Annotated in this window: 27 protein-coding genes; 3 read left to right on the top strand and 24 right to left on the bottom strand. The window is 42.1% G+C overall.

The features are described from left to right. Position 1: 1 nt before the first annotated feature. The 15 genes from F902_RS06810 to F902_RS22055 form a co-directional block, all read right to left on the bottom strand. A complete protein-coding gene (locus F902_RS06810) occupies positions 2-559 on the bottom strand; it encodes a lysozyme (protein ID WP_005202210.1) in 558 nt (185 codons plus the stop codon). Positions 560-621: 62 nt separating this feature from the next. After that, the gene (locus F902_RS06805; RefSeq protein WP_005202208.1) at positions 622-834 is read right to left on the bottom strand and encodes a hypothetical protein; all 213 of its coding nucleotides are present in this window, start codon (positions 832-834) and stop codon (positions 622-624) included. Then, a complete protein-coding gene (locus F902_RS06800) occupies positions 824-1,105 on the bottom strand; it encodes a phage holin (RefSeq protein WP_005202207.1) in 282 nt (93 codons plus the stop codon). The genes F902_RS06805 and F902_RS06800 overlap by 11 nt, the downstream gene beginning before the upstream one ends. Positions 1,106-1,162: 57 nt before the next feature. Further along, positions 1,163-1,336 (bottom strand): hypothetical protein, encoded by a 174-nt coding sequence (locus F902_RS22620; protein WP_005202206.1) that lies wholly within the window; start codon positions 1,334-1,336, stop codon positions 1,163-1,165. Next, positions 1,333-4,074 carry an autotransporter outer membrane beta-barrel domain-containing protein gene (locus F902_RS06795; RefSeq protein WP_005202205.1) on the bottom strand — a complete coding sequence of 914 codons (2,742 nt, stop codon included), beginning with the start codon at positions 4,072-4,074 and terminating at the stop codon, positions 1,333-1,335. The genes F902_RS22620 and F902_RS06795 overlap by 4 nt, the downstream gene beginning before the upstream one ends. A gap of 54 nt (positions 4,075-4,128) precedes the next feature. Next, positions 4,129-4,956 (bottom strand): phage tail protein, encoded by an 828-nt coding sequence (locus F902_RS06790; protein ID WP_005202204.1) that lies wholly within the window; start codon positions 4,954-4,956, stop codon positions 4,129-4,131. Beyond that, positions 4,946-5,539, bottom strand: a complete 594-nt coding sequence (locus tag F902_RS06785; protein ID WP_005202203.1) for a baseplate wedge 1 family protein — start codon at positions 5,537-5,539, stop codon at positions 4,946-4,948. Before F902_RS06785 ends, F902_RS06790 begins: the two co-directional genes overlap by 11 nt. After that, positions 5,539-6,723 carry a baseplate J/gp47 family protein gene (locus F902_RS06780; RefSeq protein WP_005202202.1) on the bottom strand — a complete coding sequence of 395 codons (1,185 nt, stop codon included), beginning with the start codon at positions 6,721-6,723 and terminating at the stop codon, positions 5,539-5,541. Before F902_RS06780 ends, F902_RS06785 begins: the two co-directional genes overlap by 1 nt. After that, positions 6,720-7,106, bottom strand: coding sequence for a contractile injection system sheath initiator (locus F902_RS06775; protein WP_005202201.1), 387 nt, complete (start codon positions 7,104-7,106; stop codon positions 6,720-6,722). The genes F902_RS06780 and F902_RS06775 overlap by 4 nt, the downstream gene beginning before the upstream one ends. Before the next feature lie 10 nt (positions 7,107-7,116). Next, the gene (locus F902_RS06770) at positions 7,117-7,794 is read right to left on the bottom strand and encodes a Gp138 family membrane-puncturing spike protein (protein ID WP_005202200.1); all 678 of its coding nucleotides are present in this window, start codon (positions 7,792-7,794) and stop codon (positions 7,117-7,119) included. Then, a complete protein-coding gene (locus F902_RS06765) occupies positions 7,795-8,787 on the bottom strand; it encodes a hypothetical protein (RefSeq protein WP_005202198.1) in 993 nt (330 codons plus the stop codon). It abuts the gene before it with no gap. Beyond that, on the bottom strand, positions 8,784-9,077 hold the full coding sequence (locus tag F902_RS06760; protein ID WP_005202197.1) for a phage baseplate plug family protein: 294 nt from the start codon (positions 9,075-9,077) through the stop codon (positions 8,784-8,786). Before F902_RS06760 ends, F902_RS06765 begins: the two co-directional genes overlap by 4 nt. 3 nt (positions 9,078-9,080) lie before the next feature. After that, a complete protein-coding gene (locus F902_RS06755; RefSeq protein WP_005202195.1) occupies positions 9,081-9,731 on the bottom strand; it encodes a phage baseplate protein in 651 nt (216 codons plus the stop codon). A 56-nt stretch (positions 9,732-9,787) separates the two neighbouring features. After that, on the bottom strand, positions 9,788-10,576 hold the full coding sequence (locus F902_RS06750) for a BRO-N domain-containing protein (RefSeq protein WP_005202192.1): 789 nt from the start codon (positions 10,574-10,576) through the stop codon (positions 9,788-9,790). Between the two features lie 79 nt (positions 10,577-10,655). Beyond that, on the bottom strand, positions 10,656-10,808 hold the full coding sequence (locus tag F902_RS22055; RefSeq protein WP_005202191.1) for a toxin-antitoxin system HicB family antitoxin: 153 nt from the start codon (positions 10,806-10,808) through the stop codon (positions 10,656-10,658). Between the two features lie 108 nt (positions 10,809-10,916). On the opposite strand from F902_RS22055, the gene F902_RS06745 reads away from it, so the two are divergent. From F902_RS06745 to F902_RS06740, 3 genes are all read left to right on the top strand, one after another. Continuing rightward, complete coding sequence (locus F902_RS06745; protein ID WP_005202190.1) at positions 10,917-11,156, top strand: Arc family DNA-binding protein; 240 nt, start codon at positions 10,917-10,919, stop codon at positions 11,154-11,156. A gap of 82 nt (positions 11,157-11,238) precedes the next feature. After that, positions 11,239-11,454 (top strand): hypothetical protein, encoded by a 216-nt coding sequence (locus F902_RS22450; protein WP_005202189.1) that lies wholly within the window; start codon positions 11,239-11,241, stop codon positions 11,452-11,454. Between the two features lie 74 nt (positions 11,455-11,528). Further along, positions 11,529-12,737 (top strand): IS256-like element ISAba26 family transposase, encoded by a 1,209-nt coding sequence (locus tag F902_RS06740; RefSeq protein ID WP_005202188.1) that lies wholly within the window; start codon positions 11,529-11,531, stop codon positions 12,735-12,737. A 267-nt stretch (positions 12,738-13,004) separates the two neighbouring features. On the opposite strand, the gene F902_RS06735 is transcribed toward F902_RS06740, so the two are convergent. Genes F902_RS06735 through F902_RS06700 form a run of 9 tightly spaced genes read right to left on the bottom strand, consistent with a single transcriptional unit; the run spans position 13,005 to position 19,333 of the window. Beyond that, positions 13,005-15,260 (bottom strand): phage tail tape measure protein, encoded by a 2,256-nt coding sequence (locus tag F902_RS06735; protein ID WP_005202187.1) that lies wholly within the window; start codon positions 15,258-15,260, stop codon positions 13,005-13,007. 9 nt (positions 15,261-15,269) lie between these two features. After that, positions 15,270-15,422: a DUF6889 family protein gene (locus tag F902_RS22445; protein WP_005090226.1), complete on the bottom strand. Its 153-nt coding sequence runs from the start codon at positions 15,420-15,422 to the stop codon at positions 15,270-15,272. Positions 15,423-15,457: 35 nt separating this feature from the next. After that, on the bottom strand, positions 15,458-15,901 hold the full coding sequence (locus F902_RS06730; protein WP_005202185.1) for a phage tail assembly chaperone: 444 nt from the start codon (positions 15,899-15,901) through the stop codon (positions 15,458-15,460). Between the two features lie 11 nt (positions 15,902-15,912). Beyond that, positions 15,913-16,356, bottom strand: a complete 444-nt coding sequence (locus F902_RS06725) for a phage structural protein (protein WP_005202184.1) — start codon at positions 16,354-16,356, stop codon at positions 15,913-15,915. Positions 16,357-16,366: 10 nt separating this feature from the next. Beyond that, positions 16,367-17,488 (bottom strand): DUF3383 family protein, encoded by a 1,122-nt coding sequence (locus tag F902_RS06720; RefSeq protein ID WP_005202182.1) that lies wholly within the window; start codon positions 17,486-17,488, stop codon positions 16,367-16,369. A gap of 3 nt (positions 17,489-17,491) precedes the next feature. Then, positions 17,492-18,031: a phage neck terminator protein gene (locus F902_RS06715; RefSeq protein WP_005202180.1), complete on the bottom strand. Its 540-nt coding sequence runs from the start codon at positions 18,029-18,031 to the stop codon at positions 17,492-17,494. 3 nt (positions 18,032-18,034) lie between these two features. Next, positions 18,035-18,403: a hypothetical protein gene (locus F902_RS06710; protein ID WP_005202178.1), complete on the bottom strand. Its 369-nt coding sequence runs from the start codon at positions 18,401-18,403 to the stop codon at positions 18,035-18,037. Continuing rightward, positions 18,390-18,950 carry a hypothetical protein gene (locus F902_RS06705; protein WP_005202176.1) on the bottom strand — a complete coding sequence of 187 codons (561 nt, stop codon included), beginning with the start codon at positions 18,948-18,950 and terminating at the stop codon, positions 18,390-18,392. The genes F902_RS06710 and F902_RS06705 overlap by 14 nt, the downstream gene beginning before the upstream one ends. Next, positions 18,947-19,333 carry a DUF4054 domain-containing protein gene (locus F902_RS06700; RefSeq protein ID WP_005202175.1) on the bottom strand — a complete coding sequence of 129 codons (387 nt, stop codon included), beginning with the start codon at positions 19,331-19,333 and terminating at the stop codon, positions 18,947-18,949. The genes F902_RS06705 and F902_RS06700 overlap by 4 nt, the downstream gene beginning before the upstream one ends. Between the last annotated feature and the right edge of the window lie 3 nt (positions 19,334-19,336).

Here is a 19,336-nt window from a genome sequence, read left to right as displayed (position 1 = left end):
GTCATACAGCCTTCAAAAAAAGTTCACGCTCTGCAGCACGGCGGCGAACAAGCCCTTTCATTACTTTCCCACCGCCTTTATTCCATTGCGGAAACTGGTCAGCTGCACCAGCATAGTCTTTTGCATTTAGCTTTTTAACTAAGGTTGATTCTTTCAGTGCTGTTTCACCAATGTTGTATGTCAGGCTCACCAGTGCATCAAACTGATTTTGATTAATAACAACATTTACAGCTTGGTTTACTGCAGCCTCAAAGCGCCGCAAATCATGTTGAAAAAAGGACACTGCTTGCGCTTTGGTGCAGGTATCACCTCTTTTCACTTTAACGCCGTTTGGATAAACCGTTGTACCAAAACCAATAGTCCAAACACCCACACCATCATCATAGGCTGTAAGTACCAGGTCCTCAAAACTGGTGATTAAGTTGATGCCGACTTGACTGGTTTTCATACCACTAGATTGGTATTCATCTAAAATTTCACTAAATCGATCAACTTGATTTTGTGTAAGCTTGCCGCCTAGTAGTTTACGGGCAATATCAAAAAATGCCTTTCTATCCATTTTTACTGTCCTCTAAAAATCAGAAAACCGCCTATTTAGGCGGCTGTTTAGTGATTGAGTTTTTAACTGTCTTTATCTTTTTTCTTTTCCTGCTCTGAGCTACCGAAGTAGAAACCACAAGCAGTTGTCATTGCCCCTGCAATAAAACCCAAGGCCGTGTTTATTAAGTTGCTGTTTTCCCGTGGCATATCGACAAAGAATAATGCGATTACCAGGACAAACATTAAAGCAACCAAGGCGAAGGCTAGATAAGCCCGAGTTTGTTCACTTGTCATCTAAATCACCTTTTAACCGTTCTTTAGTTTGCTCGTATTGTTTCTTTCGCAATTCATGAATCTCTTCAGCTCGCTTGTCATCACGCCGTTTAAAATACAACGTCATGAAAAAAGTGATTACACCGATAAAGACAGAAAACCATACTGCCCAATCAATATTTGCTGCATACGCTGCCACTGATGCCACCCCTGATGCATAAGATACTTTTGGTGCCGCTGCTGCGATTGTGTTTGTAGCAGCTTCAACCGCGCTTGCTGCTTGTTCCTGCATTACCTTTCTCCAGATAATAAAAAGCCGCCATAAATGGCGGCATAGTTGTTATAAAATTTATTGGTTAGCTTCTAACCAAATCAAAATAGGATCTTCTTCTAATCCACATATCACTTGATATTCAGCTAAGCCGTCTGTAATCCAACATATCTTTTGTTTTCTAGTTCCTAAATCCTGTACGTACTCAGATAGAATTGTAAAATCTTCGTATTTCTTAAGTTCTTCAGTCATAGAATATTACCCTTAAGTAGAGTCGATATTGTGATAGCTCCCCCTGTCTGATTCGCAATATAAATATTGCCATCTGTGTGAGTTGAGACAATCAAATTACCTGGTGTTCCATTTGATCCATCCAATACACCTGTTGCGACAGAAAAGTTAGCATGTCCACTAATCTTGGAGGTTTGCGGACTGCTCCCAGCCCTAAAATATGCCTTACCTGAAACAGCAGTCATGGATGATCCAAAAACCTCTATTTCACCAAAAACATATCCGTATGCTGCATTCTTTTGATATGTAATGACACCTCCGTTCGTCAATGTTGTATAGGTAGTTGCAATTGCTCCTGTGACTTGCGCTGACTGTCCTGTACTAAATCCATTCGCACTACTTCCGGTAGCAATAACCACATTGTTTGGACCATAGTTACCTTCTACATATGAACCATTCGCAACAACACTTGAAAGATTTTGAATGTTTGCCCCATTGACTCCATTTTTAGACAGGTAATTATTACGCGCCGATACATTTGCCGAATCTAATGTGTATAAACCAACAACTGAATTGCCTGTAGCTGCAGCTGCAAACAGATAAGCTTGACTTGCACTCACAACAATTCCTGAGCGACCAGCTTTTGCGCCTGTAGCCCAAGCTTGTCCAGCCTCAACCATCGAACCAGTGAAAGACATTTGATGATGCTTATTGCATGCTGCAAGATTCCGCGAGTAACGTCCTCCACCACCGTTTTGTACATTGATACCATTGCCACCGTTCGACAATGTGAAACCGTCTGCGAACTGACCGCCTGATACATTTACAATCATCAAGCCATGACTTGCATTACCATAAACAAAACCTGAATCACCATAAAAGTTTCCACCCGCATCAGTGCGCATACCTTGAAGCTTGTTTCCAATTAATCTTACTTCTGATAATCGACAAAAGTTGCCGCTAATCAACAAGCCAATCCCCCCGCTTCCAGCAACTACAGCACCGCGAAGGTAAGCAGCACCGCCATCACCCAAATCAATAGCATTTGAAGTCGAACCAATAAAATGGGCGTAGGGTGCCTGCAATCTTGAACCACCAAAGCCCCAAACACATCGATTAAAGCCAGAAACAGCAAAGTTCTGTCCACACACAATATTTGATTGGATTGCCTCATAAGATGCATTTTGTCCTTTGAGCAAAAGCCCTGTCCCGCCAGCTCCACCTTCAACTATCAAATTATCAATAAATTTAATAGCTCCACTTTGCTCGCCAACAAATCCGCTTCCAGCATTATTTGCTTGTTTGAGTACGGTTTTTAAGACTTTTGCTGTAGCACCTACCCAACCTTTAACAGGCGGTGCGAAACCTTTGAAATAAGGACTTGTCACATTTCCAGCGTTATCACGAAGTTCAGTCTGGTACATGTTCCAATTTTTGATTTGAACAGTGACTTTATTCCCATCTTTTTGAGTTACTTTCCAAGTTCCTTCGTGTTGAATCATTGAAACTTTTAAAGCGGTAAATCGAATATTTGAGATATTGTGAATTGAAACATCTATAACCAATGATGTATCACTATTTACTGCGGTTACTTGGGCCATACATCCGTTGAAAAGTAAAATGTCACCAACATTTACATCATTCAGAAATGTTGTACCTACACCACTCACATTTGCACCCGAAATACTGATTGTCCCTACACTTGGCTTTGTGTAATACCACCATTGGAACCTATTTGCATCTGCATCAAAATCATCACCTCCTGATCCTGATTCAAATGCAGAAGCAATCGTGATTGTTCTTGCAGTGTCATCGACAGAAACAACGGCTCTTGATTGCCCTTTATAGTGAAAAAGATCACCAGGATCTAACCAATTACTTGGACGAGCATTAAGGCTAGTTCCACTCAATGTAACTGTAGAGCCTGAAACGGAGGCATTGCCCATTTTATTAAAACCAACCACCAATTCCCCAGGATTGGCTTTGCGTACTGGTAATGCTTCAAACCAAGTTGCACCACAAACAACTTTGTCAATTTTAAGAAAATCACCTACATTGACTTGTGATGCATCTGCTAAGGCATAAGTGACATCCCAAGATCCGTCGGCACCATTTGAACTAACAACAGAATCAATTGATATTCCTACTGAGTCAGCACCAATGATATTCAAAAGGGAATGATTCTTTGTATATTTAAAAATATATTCCGAATCAAAATTTAAAATAGCGGCTGGCAATTGGATTGTAGTTGGTGATTGAACACTTAAATTCTCCAATTTACTCAAAACTGATTTTGCTTTATTAGGATCACTAAATATAACGTTCAAAGGTTCACGAATTTCAATTAAGCGATTTGTAGCTAATGCATTAAATAGTTTTTCCGCATTATCAACACCTTCAAAATCTTTAATCGTTGCAAACTCGAAATTTTTATCACGCTGTGTTCGTCCAGAAGTAGCTGCTACAAGTAAATCTGTCCATCCGTTCTCACCTGCACCGCCAGCTGCAGCAATTTCGATTGCATCTTTTAACGATGCTACAGCACCATCAAACTCATCATTAATCCTGTCAATTACTTCACTAAAGATTCTGATCTGCGCATCAACATCATCTTTAAAACCTTGAATTTCGTTAATTGCCTCATCAATTGTCGTTAAATCAGCTTTGACATCCAGCGCAGCTAAGACTTTACGCAAAATCACTAAGATATCGACAAGGCTATTTGCGTTGCTTAAAACCGCATTCCAATTCGTTGCCATGCTTTTCTCCAGGCAATAAAAAACCCGCTTTCGCGGGCTTCATTTCAATTTTGATTATTTCGCTTTGATTACATACATAGCAGTTATATTTCGTGGTCGATTTTCCAGTGCTGTACGAACTACTTTTGAGGCATCGAATTTTACGCCCCAAGGTTGAGTGCTTCCAGTTCCAGCATCGCCCGTATAGGATTTTTGCCCTGGTATAACTTCAAAAGCACCGTCAGCTTGTAATTCATCTACAAACTGATTATTACCAGAACTAATTGGACCTGCTTTTAAGCTACCAGTAATATTTTGCATCGCATCATCCTGATGAGAACCAAGAGAGCGATCAACATCAACACCTCTACCATGGTCCCAACCTCGCACAAATTCACTGCGATAATCCGGAACAACAAACGTATTTGCGTCACCTCCATATTTGTTGCCTAATTTAGCTGCCAGTTTGGGGTAGTCTGCTTTGTTGTATGTCTGGCCATTGCACTCCAAATAATTCACTGGCACCGCTTCAAATGGGCAAATACTAATTAAGCCTATCGCATCATCATTGATACCAAACAAGCTATTAATGCGGTTTGTTAAAGATGAAACATCAAGATTGTGATCTAGAATTAACTGATTAATTCTCTGATTGATTGTGTTGACATCTAAAGCATGCGCCTGGGCAATTTGGTTAATTGAGTTGGTCAGATTGGTCACACTCAACTCATGGGCATCAATTAATTCATTTACTTTTTTGGTCACTTTATTAAACAACCAGTTGAACCACTGGCGTGCTGGCTGCAATTTTGATGGAAACCCTTTTTCTAGCTCCAACCCTTCTGTATTGCTTCCAGTAGAGTCAACATTTTTGGCAAACTCTGTTAATTTCTCAATACTCATCTTCGCCCTCAAAAATCAACCTTACCCCTGAGGGTAAAGGGAACATTAATTTAACTAGCTCTCGCTCAAAGACTTCATAACCAGCTAAAAATGAAAAGGTGATTGTCATGTCTTTGTTGTCTCTAAACTTGAACGGTTTATCGATTACGAGAGAAATAATTTCTTTCGCTGATAGCTCTGTACAGTCGCTTTTATTCAGCAAGATTTTTGCTTTAATCACTCGTTTAAAAAGCTGCGGAGTCATCTTTAACGCCGTGTAGCCGCTCATGCCCGACTCACGCCAATAACCAGACTTAAAACTCGGATCATCTGTCTCACGCCAGGGCAATGAGGCAGGCTGTCCTTGAAAGCCAAAATAAGGAACCGGCACTGAGTTGGGTATCGAGTTCGGTGCACCGAGCCAGTCTGCAATAATCTGCAGCTGATCACCCTTGGCCGTATCAAGATCAAACTTGTTGCCCAAGCTACTGAGACAATCAAGACAGTCAATCAGTGGATTAATTGAGGTCTCGACCGTCTGCCTAAATTTAGGCTTGTCTCGATGCTGGCTCGTTAGCAATGCGATATATTTACTTGCATCCACTAGAAACCTCCTGAGGTATTGATCTCAATGTTATCGGTATCGCAATAGGCCACGGCGTTAAATTCCAAATTGTAGTCACCCACAATGGGTACACTATTTGCGATGATCTCAATTGAATCAATTTGATAAGTTTCAGAGTCCAGATTGCCAAACAAACCTGCAGGGATATAAAGCTTGTTCATCATGATTCGATCACCAATATCGAGCTGATTCACATAGTCGGCCAAGTTCTGCTTGATATTGCTTTCAATCTCTTTGGTGTATTCCGAAGATCCAACAAGGTTTAATTTAAAGCCGATATTGATGATATTAGGTCGATACAATGAGACTGTTTCCTCATCACCAAATGAATTGATCACGGTAACGTTGACGTTACCAAACCAACCACAGCCCAAGCTTTTCTTGGCACGCATAATGCCCGCGATTGCCGCAGCATCACCGCCCGCAACAACAACACATAAACTATGAGAAGGAATACCGAGACTGTTTGTAGAGTCGGTGTCATTCTCATAAGTCTTACAGCGAGAAATGCCAGGTAAGCTAAAGATCGCCCCTTTTATGCTGTCCGTTTTGGATTGCGAAGGAATGGCCACAGAAAGTGCCTGACGTTGTCTTAGCTTTGCATCTGACTCAACTGGCATACCAAGGGTTGATGTCACGGGATTATTTACCCCTTTCCATCCACGTGTCGGCTTACCAATCGTTTTGATGGTGTTGCTCATGGCCAGAATTGCACCAGGCTTTTTGGCCGTGGCTGTAATAACAATTTGACCCGAGTTGGGAATTGTCACCAAATCTGGAAAGATCCATTGATTACCGTTGTCATCCAGTGCGTAGCCCTTTGTGATTTCAGTGGTGGCCACACCCGTAATTTCTAGATCTACAGTCGAGAATGTTGGTACCTGCCGAGCAATTCCATTTATGGCCACATTGCGAGACAGAGCATCTTTCTTTGCTGTCTTTGGTGAAAAGGTCGAGTAAGCATCCACAATGACCGCATTTACATCAGCGATCGCGCGGGAAAATACACCAATCCACTGCCCATCCTGACTATCATTTTCAAGATAGGCATCTTCACCATAGATGCTTTTGTATTGTGTCTTGAGATAATCAACTATCTCGTAATAGGTTGGTGCAACGGGACCACTGTCTGTAATGACCGGTGCAACAGTTGTTAAAGTCATGTTGTTAAGTCCCTATTAATGAATGCTTCGCCGTAAATGGTGTTTACCGTCATCGATACAGTTAAACGGCGTGTTTTTGTATCTAAAGAGCTTTGAAAATCGACAATGTTATTTACACCCGGTGTTTCTAAAACCCGTTGCCTAAGTGTGAGCTCATAAAGGTTCTTGGAGTGCTTACCAACAATCGACTGACTCCATCCTGTACCGTCTGATGTATCGGCAAACCATTCCCCAAGCCAAAGCTTAAGCCTGGATAAAATCGCCTGCGCCACTGTCTCTGGTGAGTTCACAAGAAAGTCATTCTTTCCAGATCCAAAAACATAGTCGCCATCACTTGAAAGTTTTCTATAGCGCATAAAAAAAGACGCTTTCGCGCCCCTCATATTGATTGATCTATTGTTCTGGTGGGCCTGATTTACCAGATCCAGATGCAACGCCCGTTGTGATGTGGCTGAATAAGCTCACAGTCTTAGCCACTACATCAGTTAAAGACTTAATCAGCCCTGTAACCGTTAAAGTTTTTTTCATTTCCACGTCACAATGAAAAACTGCTTTCTGGCCAATAAAATTGATGATTCCGCCTGGTGTAATCTGGATCTTTGTGGCGTTGTCATCACTGCGGATCTCGAGATTATCGGTCGATATATCTGAAATCTTTTCGCGTTGTGACTGCGGTCGGAAAAAAGCAAAACCATCCGATAGATCATGATGCCGAGTATCAAAGGGATTCTGAACACCACCAGATTGCCACCACAGGTCGATGTTGCGCGATGAGAAGCTGACAAGGCACTCATCCCCCACATTGATTGGATGTGTGATGGTGAAGCCACCAGCGCACGGAAACATGACCGGCACGTCCTGCAGTATTGGAATTTCCAACATCTCAATCCCGCCGTCTGGTGTACGGACTGGCACCATAATTAATGGCTTAACTTCTACAGTGACAGCATCAGGATCATAACTCACCACTTCACAGGGTAAGTTTGTCCAAATAGCCAAAATCTCTGCAGTAACAGCATCTTTGATAATACCGAGCAGATCTGGTGAACGTTCATTAATTGTCAGTGCCATCTATTCAGCCCTCGGTGGTGGTGTCCAACTTTCATCGACCGCATTAATTGAGATGCCAGTTTTTGGCACCACAGCGCCAAGCGCCGTACATACCATATTGCTGTACCACTCATCCCCGCGGGTATCACCACTGTGCTCAATCGCTTGGATCACAAAAATACCCTTGGCATTGGTTGCCAGTTTTGGGGTTTTATAGGGCTGATCCACTTGCTGGCCACTGTATGCAATATCGTAGTTTTCAGATTGCATATTCCGAGTATCAATCCTGATTCGGTCCATCCGTTTTAACTTTGGATTTAACAAGCATTTAACAATCAAACCCTCACTGGTGAGCTGTGGCATTCCAACCATGCCAGTTTCAGAACTTAGGTCAAAGATTGGTTGAATCGAGAATTTATCCAGTTCGGTTGAATTGAGTACCCCTTCCGAATAATCATAAGTGACGTTATTCTCGCGGCCGACACGCTCAATCAGACCATGAAAGCTCCCGAATAAGGTACGTCCACGTGGGTATTTTTGATCACTTAACTGGACCAGATCCCCTGCATCAATTCCATACTTCTTGGCTTCCTCAACAATTAGATCGCTTAGGCCTTGAATTGGCGTACCTGCAGGCACAGATCGATTAATTACAGCTTCATTTCGGACCTGATCACCGGCAATGGCTAGAACACAAAGATAGGTATCGACTGGACTATATCGACCACGGCGGTATTGAAAAACACGACCCTTAAAAATAACCTCAGGCTCATCATTGCCATAACTGCAGGCCAGGATAACTTGGGTATTTTTTTTATCGTCGTCGACACCGGCCAGCTTATTCATGGTCTCATGCGATAAATTATAGATATAGATCTCTGCAGCCTTAGGTTGTTCTGTCGTTGGCTGACTGACCACAAATGTCATTTTAAAATCAGTAAAATCCAATGCATCTGGGGCATTCTCATCTACCTGAATTGTCAGTCTGCAGTTGCGCATCCATTGCATCGTCATGTGTCACTCCAATACAGTTTTATGTTAGTTCCAAGATCACTAAAAGCCTGGCTCTCATCTTCACTTGTATTAAGCACATAAAGTGAACCTTTAATAATGTGCTGATGCTGAGCCAGTAAATTGTCACCCACCAACATTGGCAGGCCAGCAATCAGTGGATTCTCTGCAGTATCAAAAATATCTAAATACCACTGCTCAGCTCGATAGATAAGTTGCAACTTATACTGTGTGGTACCGAGCTTGATATTAAATTTTTGATTACCGAAATTAAGCGGGATTTCGTAGTTCATAAATCACCAAATTGATTTCCATGTTCCACCAACTTGAGCGCCACCCACAACTTGACCCAGTACTGATGCACTCACCTCCTTGGCTTGAACGGTGCCGCCATCTGCAACGCCTGCCGTTGCCTCTGGACTTGCCTGATTCTCGATTGCAATAAAGGTTGTTTGTGTACTCACGATAATCACTTTTTTAAACGTGATATCGATCATCAATACGTTTTCAGTTTGTAGATCCGTGGTGCATGCAAGGGACTTAATCAACATATTGGTATAAAGCCGCTTACCAGTTGAAATGATCAGAGGTAAAGCTTGTTCTTGTAGCTGTAGCAATGTTTGATAAACAATAGTCAAACTCGTATTACCACCTAGAACAGTGTCTCCAAGAAAACCATTTAATGTGCCTGCACTCTCTGACCAACCGACTTTCATCGTCACTTCTGGTGGCTCTTTGAATGCATGATCTGAAATAGCTGCACCAACTTCCGTTGGATGCTCTGTAACTTTCAACTCATCCTTATGCTTTTCTTCTACTGTGACATCGGCGAAAAGTCCCATGATCGTTCGACCACGGCCAGACAATAAAAGAGAACCAAGGATCTCAGAATTTTGATATGACGTGACAGCGCCTAGGCCACTATCTATTAAAGTACCTATTGCCATAATTTCACCTATAAATAAACCGACCTAATGAGGTCGGTTATGATTCCCGTTAAATTTTATGACCAACAATTAAATTCATAATGATCTATACCGCGATGTTTTCGCTCCACTAAACTTAAGCACTCTCCTTGAAAGACTATTGGCAATTGCTTTTGAAGCTTAGTTTTGAACCCTGATGTAGATTCCCTCATTTCATCAAGCAACTTATCTAATAAAGATTGAGAATCTTCACGATCTCGAAGTAAACGTTTGATTAACGCTTCTTCACAGGCATAGCGAGCTTTTAGATATGGCTCAATAATATTGAGGATGCGATTAAATTCTTGTGCCAAGACTGGCAAATGCTCGACCTCAAACTTAGCAGGGCTTGGTACACCAGTCACATTACGAAGCGAATACCAAATCGCTGAGCTTACAGATTGTTTTTGGTCTAAATTACCTGCACAGCACCAAATCAGACGCTTGATATTCAACATGTCATTATTGTTGATGTAGTTGCGTGGGGTAATTGGTTTAGGCGCTTCGTACTTTCCTGTTTTGCGGATGGCAGGAAGGACCTCGGATGTTACCCATTTCTTGAATTTCTTCGCCTCAGGTTTACGGCTTTTAAGGATTGCTGAGTAAAGTCCAGATTCATTAATGATAGATAAATTCTGGTCTCCAGAGGGGGTACTCATATTGTGAGTACCCCTTTCATCATCATCTAAATTGCGAACCATGTTACCAGCATCACGGTAATCTAAAGCATTTGCCACATCGGAAGCCACAAACCAAAGCTCGCCATTTATATCAATAATCCTAACATTGTATTCATTATGGAATGTAAATTGTGCTAAACTAGCCATCGTTAACTTACCTCAAAGTTGTTGACATCAATTAAGCCCGTCGCCTGCAAGTGTTGGGCTTTTTTGTTGTCTATTAATTTCATGCTTTCACACTCTTTTGATTTAGAAATTGCTCAACTGCTTTATTAATCAAATAATTCATTGATCGCTCCTCTCTTGCCGCATTCTCTTTTAGCTGCTTGTGCAATTCAGGTGGAATGCGAATTGCTACCTGTGTATCTGTACGTGCCATTTTCACCTCCAATATAAAGCACCATGATCACATTAAAGCACAGTGATTTATTGATGTAAAGCACTGTGATGCAATACTATCTAATATATATTAGTTTTAGGATTCATCATGGCGCGCAATGACCCACAAATGAACCTTCGTGTTCCAATGGAACTAAAAGAAAATATAGAAAAAGCTGCTTTTGAGAATGGTCGAACCATTACTGCTGAAGCTGTATATCGCCTAGAACAAAGTTTTGAAAAAAGTCAATCACAAGAAAGTGAAATTGAAAATCTTAGAAAAGAGATTAAAAACATGAACATGACTATTCACACACTCGCTGAGGCTTTGGTTGGTAAAGGGAAGTAATTTAATGAGTCATATCCGTTGTACACAAGGTTCATAAATCCGACAATCTAACCATTGTAGAAACCACCAGAGGTTCTGAATAATGAAACGACTATTTTTTTTAACACTGTTTTTAACTGGCAGCGCATATGCGGATATGTATAAGTCGAACTCCTTTGGGATGATGCCCCATAAGGACATAATGCGCATGGTTGCTGATCGCTGCAACACCGAGGCAAATGCCATGGGTGATAAAGATGCTGCAACAGAATGTATTGATAGTCAAAAAATAGCATTTAATAAATTAGTTGAAATTTAGGGACTGTTCTAAATTTTGTGTAAGTACTTAATTTTCATTTATCCTTCAGAGGATAATTACAAAAGGTACTTCACATGGATGAAGCAACAATCAAAAGTATGGCTGCCGAATTGGCTAAAGGTCTAAAAACACCAGAAGACTTAAACCAAATGACAGCAGTCTTTAAAAAATTCATGATTGAAACTGCACTCAATACTGAACTTTCAGACCATCTCGGTTATGAAAAGCATCAGTCCAGGAAAGGCTCAAATAGCCGTAATGGGTTTAGTTCTAAAACCATTACAACTCAAGATGGACAACTGGCTTTAGATATTCCCCGTGATCGAGAAGGTTCATTTGAGCCACAAATTATCAAAAAGCACCAAACACGCATCACCAGTATGGATGACCAAATCCTCTCACTGTATGCAAAAGGAATGACTAATAGGGAAATTGTAGCCTTCTTCAAAGAAATGTACGATGCCGATGTCTCAGCATCTCTCATCAGCAAAGTTACCGATGCTGTGATTGAGCAAGTGACTGAGTGGCAAAATAGAGCCTTAGATAGCCTTTATCCTGTTGTCTATCTTGACTGTATTGTTGTCAAAGTCCGTCAGCACTCCAATGTGATTAACAAGTCCGTATACCTTGCTTTAGGCATCAATATGGATGGACAAAAAGAATTACTGGGTATGTGGATTGCTCAGACAGAAGGTGCCAAATTCTGGCTGTCAGTCATGACAGAGCTAAAAAATCGAGGAGTACAGGACATTCTTGTTGCTTGTGTAGATGGATTAAAAGGCTTTCCTGACGCGATAGCCTCCGTTTACCCTCATACTGATATTCAACTGTGTATCGTGCATGTTGTACGCAATAGCCTGAGATTTGTAAGCTGGAAAGACTACAAGGCTGTTACCTCGGGTCTGAAAGCGATTTATCAGGCAAGTACAGAGGAAAATGCTTTAAAGTCCCTAGACATCTTCTGTGATCAATGGAATCACCAGTATCCCAAAATTGGAGAATCCTGGCGGGCCAATTGGGAAAATATCCGAACGATCTTTAGCTATCCAGCCGAAATACGTCATGCAATTTATACAACAAATGCGATTGAGTCGTTGAATAGCGTAATACGCCATTCAACGAAGAAGAGGAAAATCTTTTCATCTGATGACTCAGTAAAGAAGGTCATTTACTTAGCAACATCAAATGCTGCGAAGAAATGGACGATGCCAATTCAAAATTGGCGTTTAGCAATGAATTGGTTTACGATTCAGTTCGATGATCGATTAAAAGATCATTTATAAAAAATGGAACTTACACAAAATAATTTACAGGCTCGAAATTTATAACGATAAGTCAATTACCGCTCCATCTTGGAGTTTGTGTATTGGTCAAGCCAAATACGGGCACATATACAATTACATAACGATGTATGGATGTATGAAGGTTGTTAAGGATATATGCAAAGAAAAACCTGATGGAAACTGGGAGAATCCAAACCTCTGCATCAAAAGTATTGAATCAGGGGCTTGGATCAATAACCCAAAAGTTTATCAACCTTACAAAAAAAGCTAAGCTAAAATTCCCTTAGCACTCCTTGCCATAAATACTAAACCATTCTCTTGTTGACGCTTCACGGCATTAGCCGAATCCATTGGGTTAGCAGCACCATTAATCGTCATATCAGTTTGATAAGTCTGGTTAATCGTGATGTTGCTAGCCGAAAAATCATTAGAACTATTGACCTGAGACTTATGTGGATTACCGTACGGCGGGGCAAAAGAAAGTACATTTACAACCGGATTAGCTTTAGCAAAGTCTAATGTCCCTTCTCCATACTTAGCATAATCAGATGTTCTTGTTCCATTCCCATCTTTACTATCCTGTCCTTTTGAATACCACTTTCTGGCATTTCCTGCACCCTTTAAATGTGCAGCCATTGCAAATCCGAGCATTTTAGCTCTGTCACCATTATGGACATTTTTTCCATAACCAATATTCAACTCCGTAAGTTTTCGGAAGGATTCATCCTGCATTGAGGCATTAGATTTATAATCATTCCAATTGCCTTTAATCCAATTTCTATCATCTGCCAAAAAAGCTCTATGTGCTGCAGGATTAAAAACATTACGCTTACGTTTGAAATCCCATTTATTAATAAATCTATCTTTAGGGAGTTTAGATCTATCAATAAACCCTGTTTCCGCTAAAGCCTCTGCCCCAAATTGATATTTACCTGTATATCCTGCCCAATTCACAGTATCAAGTTTTCCTGATCTATTTTCTCTGGACATAACACGATTAGCAAAAGCTAAAGTTTCATCTGCACTGAACCCTGGTATATTCCCCCCTTTAAACTCTGACATTGGGTTAAATCCTTTCGGATAAGTAGGCGATGCTGTCACAGCATTTTTAACTGCACTTACTGCAGCAATTGCTGCACCAGTTGCAACGGACTGATATCCAATTTCACCACGCTCACGTTGTTCTACACGAGTTTGAGCATCAGCATTACCAAACATCGCCAGGCCCTTATCAACCATGGAGAATGCAAAATCTGTAATACTGGCCACTTTATCTTGAGTCGGTGTCACTTTTTTTGGATCTGTTGGATTAATGTACTTATTAACTGCATCATTTACTTTCTCTGCAGTCTTGGCTACACCTTCTTGAACCTCGGTCGCTACCTCTTTTAATGCACCTGCAGGATCTTTAATAATTTTCTGAATAAACTCGATTGTCTTGTCTTTGATCTTGTCGAGAATATCTAAAAAATCTTTGATCTTATTGATAATGGTATCAATACCATTGGTCCACTTAGACCAGTCAAACAATGACTTACCACCTTCCTTCCACGTTTTGTAATCGTCATAAAGCAAGGCCAATGCTGCACCCAATGCCAGGATAATCCCGATCGGTGATGCAAGGAATGCGAGTCGGAATAACTTTAGCAATCCGATAAAGGTTTTAAACGCCGGTATGAACTTAAGCAGTAATCCAAGTGACTTGGCCAATGCACCAAACATCAGAGCCAACATAGCAAAGCGCAGGCCAACGGCGAGCCCTTCTTTGATTTGTGGATTCAATTGTGAAAAGGCATGAATACCTGCCTGAATCAACTGATTCAACATTCTCAAAATAGGAATTAAAGCTTTACCCGCTTGCATGACGATGACCTGAAACCCTGTTTTGGTCATCATGGTCAAATCACGGTATTCGGTCATGAACTCATTGCCAGACTTGGCCAAGTCATTATTCATGCCGAGTTCTTTCTGGATCTTCTGGTATTTATCCATGTTGGCCATGAATTTACCGTCACGCATGGCCATCAATGTATTTTGATCAATACCAAGGGAATTGGCATAAGCATTTGCTTGATACGATGGCATCTTGGCTAAAACACCGCTCAGATCCTTCATCACCTCCACGCGGTCACGCATTGCGCCGTTTGCGTCTCTGGTATTTACACCAAGACTTTTAATCTGCCCTTCATATCCTGGTGAATTACGAATCTTTTCAGCCAAAGCCTCCAAGGTGCCGACTGCACCCTCAGCACTACCACCCAACTGAGCAATAGCATTCCCATAGGCATTAATGTTTGTAACACTGGCACCAATACGCTGAGATGAGAAATACAACTTATCCAACTCACTAGCCGTTTGTTTTACTGCAAGTACTGCACCAGTGGCCAAAGCCAATAAAGCGCCGTTAAGTGCCTTAGCTTTCCATTCAATGCCATCCATGGCACTTTTCATATTGGCTAAGCCTGAATTGTCTGTATCAAATCCAAGCGAAACCAAGAAATCACGAATTACACCATCTGCCATGGGAACCACCTATTTATTTTTTCTTTTGTGCTCTTCATTTAGCAAATATTCATTATCTGCTACGACATCGAGCGCATCATTCATGTCTGCTATATCTGCTAGATCCAGCACACCATTTTTTAAGGATTCGAATTTACACATGCCTTTAATCACTGGCCGCATGAGCCAATCCGACTCATCCGGCATAGATCTAAAGCTTATGGTTGCTTCATGCTCGATGCCTTCATAAGCAACCCTTGAATAAAATTTCCCAAGTTGATCCGGATTGTGGCAATCACCAGCGGTAATACCTGCGTCATATCGATGTCATCAAACATGATCGAGTTATTACGACAGACCACCGCACCACCACGTTTGGCAACGCCAAGGCATTTAAAAATGATGTAATTCACATCATCCTCAGGCATCTGAGCAATAGCATCCATCAACGGCGATAATGCATCGGCCAATGGCTGCAGATCGCTAAGATCACCGCTTTCGCCCTGGTCAATTGAATCAATTGCTTTTGCTAAATCGCCTTTGGCCACTTCCGCAATGATTGGCATAAGCTTAGGCACAATCGGTGCAATTTTTCGGGATACATGAAACTGATCGACCGCATTTAAGCGGCCGATCGTGTATTCAATTCCATTAATTTCCATAACCTAAAACCTTACTCGTATGTGCCTAATTTCATATCGACTTTGATTGAGTCGAATACCCATTCCACGATGCCGCCGTCTTTTGCATTCACATAGTCTGGGACTTTCTTAAATGCACATTTGGTGGCTGTGTGGTTGTCCCCTGAACCTTCATGATTCAGCGTGATCGTGTTTTTGCCCCATTTCACAGAACTGTTTTTCTGCAAGTTATAAAGATTCATTAACTTGGCATTAGTCGGTGAAGTTTTAAGAAAGCGAATTGTGATCTGACCTGAATTGTCGGCATGCAATGAATGCATCCCCTCACCATCTGCCCCAATGGTCATGGTGTTTTTATCACCTGCCATGGCAAAGGTAATACCCTCATCCGAAATAGCAGCGCCATAACCTAGATCAATCACCGCGTCTGCACTAGTTAAAGTGCAATGGGTATCCATAAAAGAATATGTACTCACGAATTACTCCTTAGCGGTTTACGGCGACAAGAACATCAGCAAAGTGTGTTGCACCTGCTAACTTGGCCGCGATTTGAAATACTGGCGCTTTACGTGCTTCTCGTTCAGCCTGAGGTTGATCATCAAGACTATTGGCAAACACATAGTAAGCTTTGGGTAGGTAGTCGCCTGTTTCAAGCACACCAAAGCTGTCGCCGTTCCATCGCCCAGGGCCAAGCAAGCCATTGGTCACACCCTGTTCACAAGCAGCTTCAAGTACACCACACTGGCGATTCACCCCTGCGCCTGTCTGCGGGATCTTGGTTGTATTGGTGTAGTAGAGATTCCACAAAGATGTCTCAAGATGGTTTTGGAACCAGTCTAGGCCGTGGATCTCGTCAAAGAAGGTACCGTCTGTCATGACACCTTCTTGCAAGATCGCTGTGTCATTGTTATATCCAGCAAAAACATTGCAGTTTTTCGCCACCAATGCTTTGGCCTCATCTGTATCCAGATCCTCTGCGGAAATACCTGGAAGTTGCTTAAACTTCAATGTGATTGTGGTATTCGTACCCATGAAATTCACAGTGAATGCACGTCCGAACATAGACGCAGCCGCATAAGGGTTATCACTGGAAAAGATTGAGAAGGTACGGCGATATTTTTTTTGCTTAAGCTTGTATGGGATGCTTGTGACATCAGTAGTACTTAAGCAATTTTCATCCTGAGATGTATAGCCGAATAAACGCGAAGGATCTGCAGCTTCAATCAAAGCTGCTACATCCAAAGCCTGTTGCTCAGTCAAATCGGCGGCAATCAATAAACCATACCATTTAAGTGATTTTAAGCAGGCTTGAACCACTTGCTGCGCTGTCTCAGCATCAGTACCTTCTTTGTGCCAGTAGCCGATATACAGAATACGTGGCTTAGGCGACTGACTAAAATATGCTAGGGCAGCTTTATATTCTGGATCGTCAACGCCGTAGTCCTCACCAACTTCGGTGATATTTGAATACTGGCGCATACGCTCAATGGTATCGATCACACCGCTGGTGGTACCGAGAATTAACAAAGAGCCAAACGAGCGCGGTCCTGCCGCCAATGCAGCAAGGCTAATGCTGACATTTACGACATTAGAAACGGGCAATGTCATGGATTACTCCTGATTTAATTTTATTTTTCCAGCATCTACGAACGACTTAACTGCATACGTGCGTGACGTTTTCCGCTTAAAGACAGCGGTTAGGTCATATCGGCGTACATACTGATTATTGAGAAAGTCAGGCGCGGTGATGATCTCACCGGTACTGATAAATTTGATTTTCTGCGCATTGAGCTGCGCGATATTTTGCGGAATTGCTAGACCATCCTTAAGGACGTTTGAGATCGATTGGCCATGATCACCATAAAACGATAAAAACAGCGTCAATTCTTCATGTCGAATTGAATCCATTGTTTCGTCTTTCTGGTCGAAGTATGGCCCATCGTCAGGAATTATTGACTTTACAGCGAAGGCGCACCAATCCTCACCAATGGCAGGGAATGGCGGTGGATCTCTCTGGAATCGTGGCCGAACCATTGCACCTGGTAAAGATGTAATCCCAACAATGAAAGCTTGGAAAAAGTCCTCAAGTTCCTGGTCATAAGCAGATCCGCCACTGGGGGTAATATATCCCCCTGTTGCAGAATCACCCATGATTTAACCCAGTGGCTTAAGCTCACAAATTGCTTTTACGAAACCTTGGCCATAATGCAAATTGTCCAGTACCTGAGACACGATGTAGGTTTTACCCCGCCATACGATCTCATCTGCTTTGTTATTGGCATCACCCTGTATCAAAGCAAATTTGGTATGAATATTGATTGCACCTTTAATTAAGGTACCATCTGGACGGCGGTCCATGTTTAGGCCGTTATTGGTGGTGACCACACCAGCAAATGTGGTTGATGTTTTAGTTTCTTGTGATCGACCGTTATCACCCACGACTACTGCAGTACGATTACAGACAATCCCTGAATCCATAAAATCAGGATCTAGAAGTACATCTGAGACATCAAGACGAGCCACGTTTTACCTCCTTATCCTTTTTCATAATGATGTAAGTAACGGACTTGCGCAGCTCACCGGTATCGATCAACGGCCGAACTAGACCTGTTTCCGCTGGTCCTGATTCAAGCTGCTTAAGATACTTTTTGGCACCTTTACGCCCACGCCGTGCACGTGCCCGGATAGTGGCCAAAGACAACGGCGCAAATTCACCATTAACGAAATAGGCCCGAACAGAGTTCATTGCCTTCATCCCTGCGGATTCAAGCAACATCATCATGCGCTTATGGTTGCCAGAAAATGCCGCATCAACAGCCTTGACCAGCGTATCACCGACCTCGTCTTGAACTTCCTCAACACCTGGCACAAGAAAAGCACGTTCGGGAATGTTCATCGCAGGTGAGCCATTTTCCTGCAGATAGCCAATCTGGGCATTGGTGAGGCCATCACCATCAGTTCTGGCCTCTCCGTGTGGAATACCCACAAGCACGTCAACCTTCGATAATTCAGCAACGGCTTGTAAAATATCTAACAGACCATTACCAGTTGCTTGGACATTGCTACTCATAACTGAATACCTCCCGCACCTGCCATCATTAACAGTTGATAAAACTGAACGCCCCATGTTGTTTGGTTCCAATGGCCAGCATCCGTAATGATTACCCCAGATACATCCATGGACTTAGAAACACTGTCCACGGCCTTAGAGGTCTCATTGCCTACAATCTTGCCTGCATCACCACCAACACTGGCCGCATCCATCCCACGCTTATACAGCGTGAGATAGTGAGCGATAAAGAGTGTCAAACCATAATCGAGCAGATCCTCCCATCGATCCTCATTCAGTAATTTTTTCCCAAGGTTTAAGTAAAAATTAAACTGGAATGATGGATATTGTGCAGCATCTGCAAAGAATGGCATTTGTTCACGAAAGGAGGATTCACTGATCATGGG

Origin of the sequence: Acinetobacter higginsii (assembly GCF_000369525.1) — a bacterium.
In the GTDB taxonomy this organism is placed as follows: domain Bacteria; phylum Pseudomonadota; class Gammaproteobacteria; order Pseudomonadales; family Moraxellaceae; genus Acinetobacter; species Acinetobacter higginsii.
This window is presented reverse-complemented; position numbering and strand designations above follow the sequence as displayed.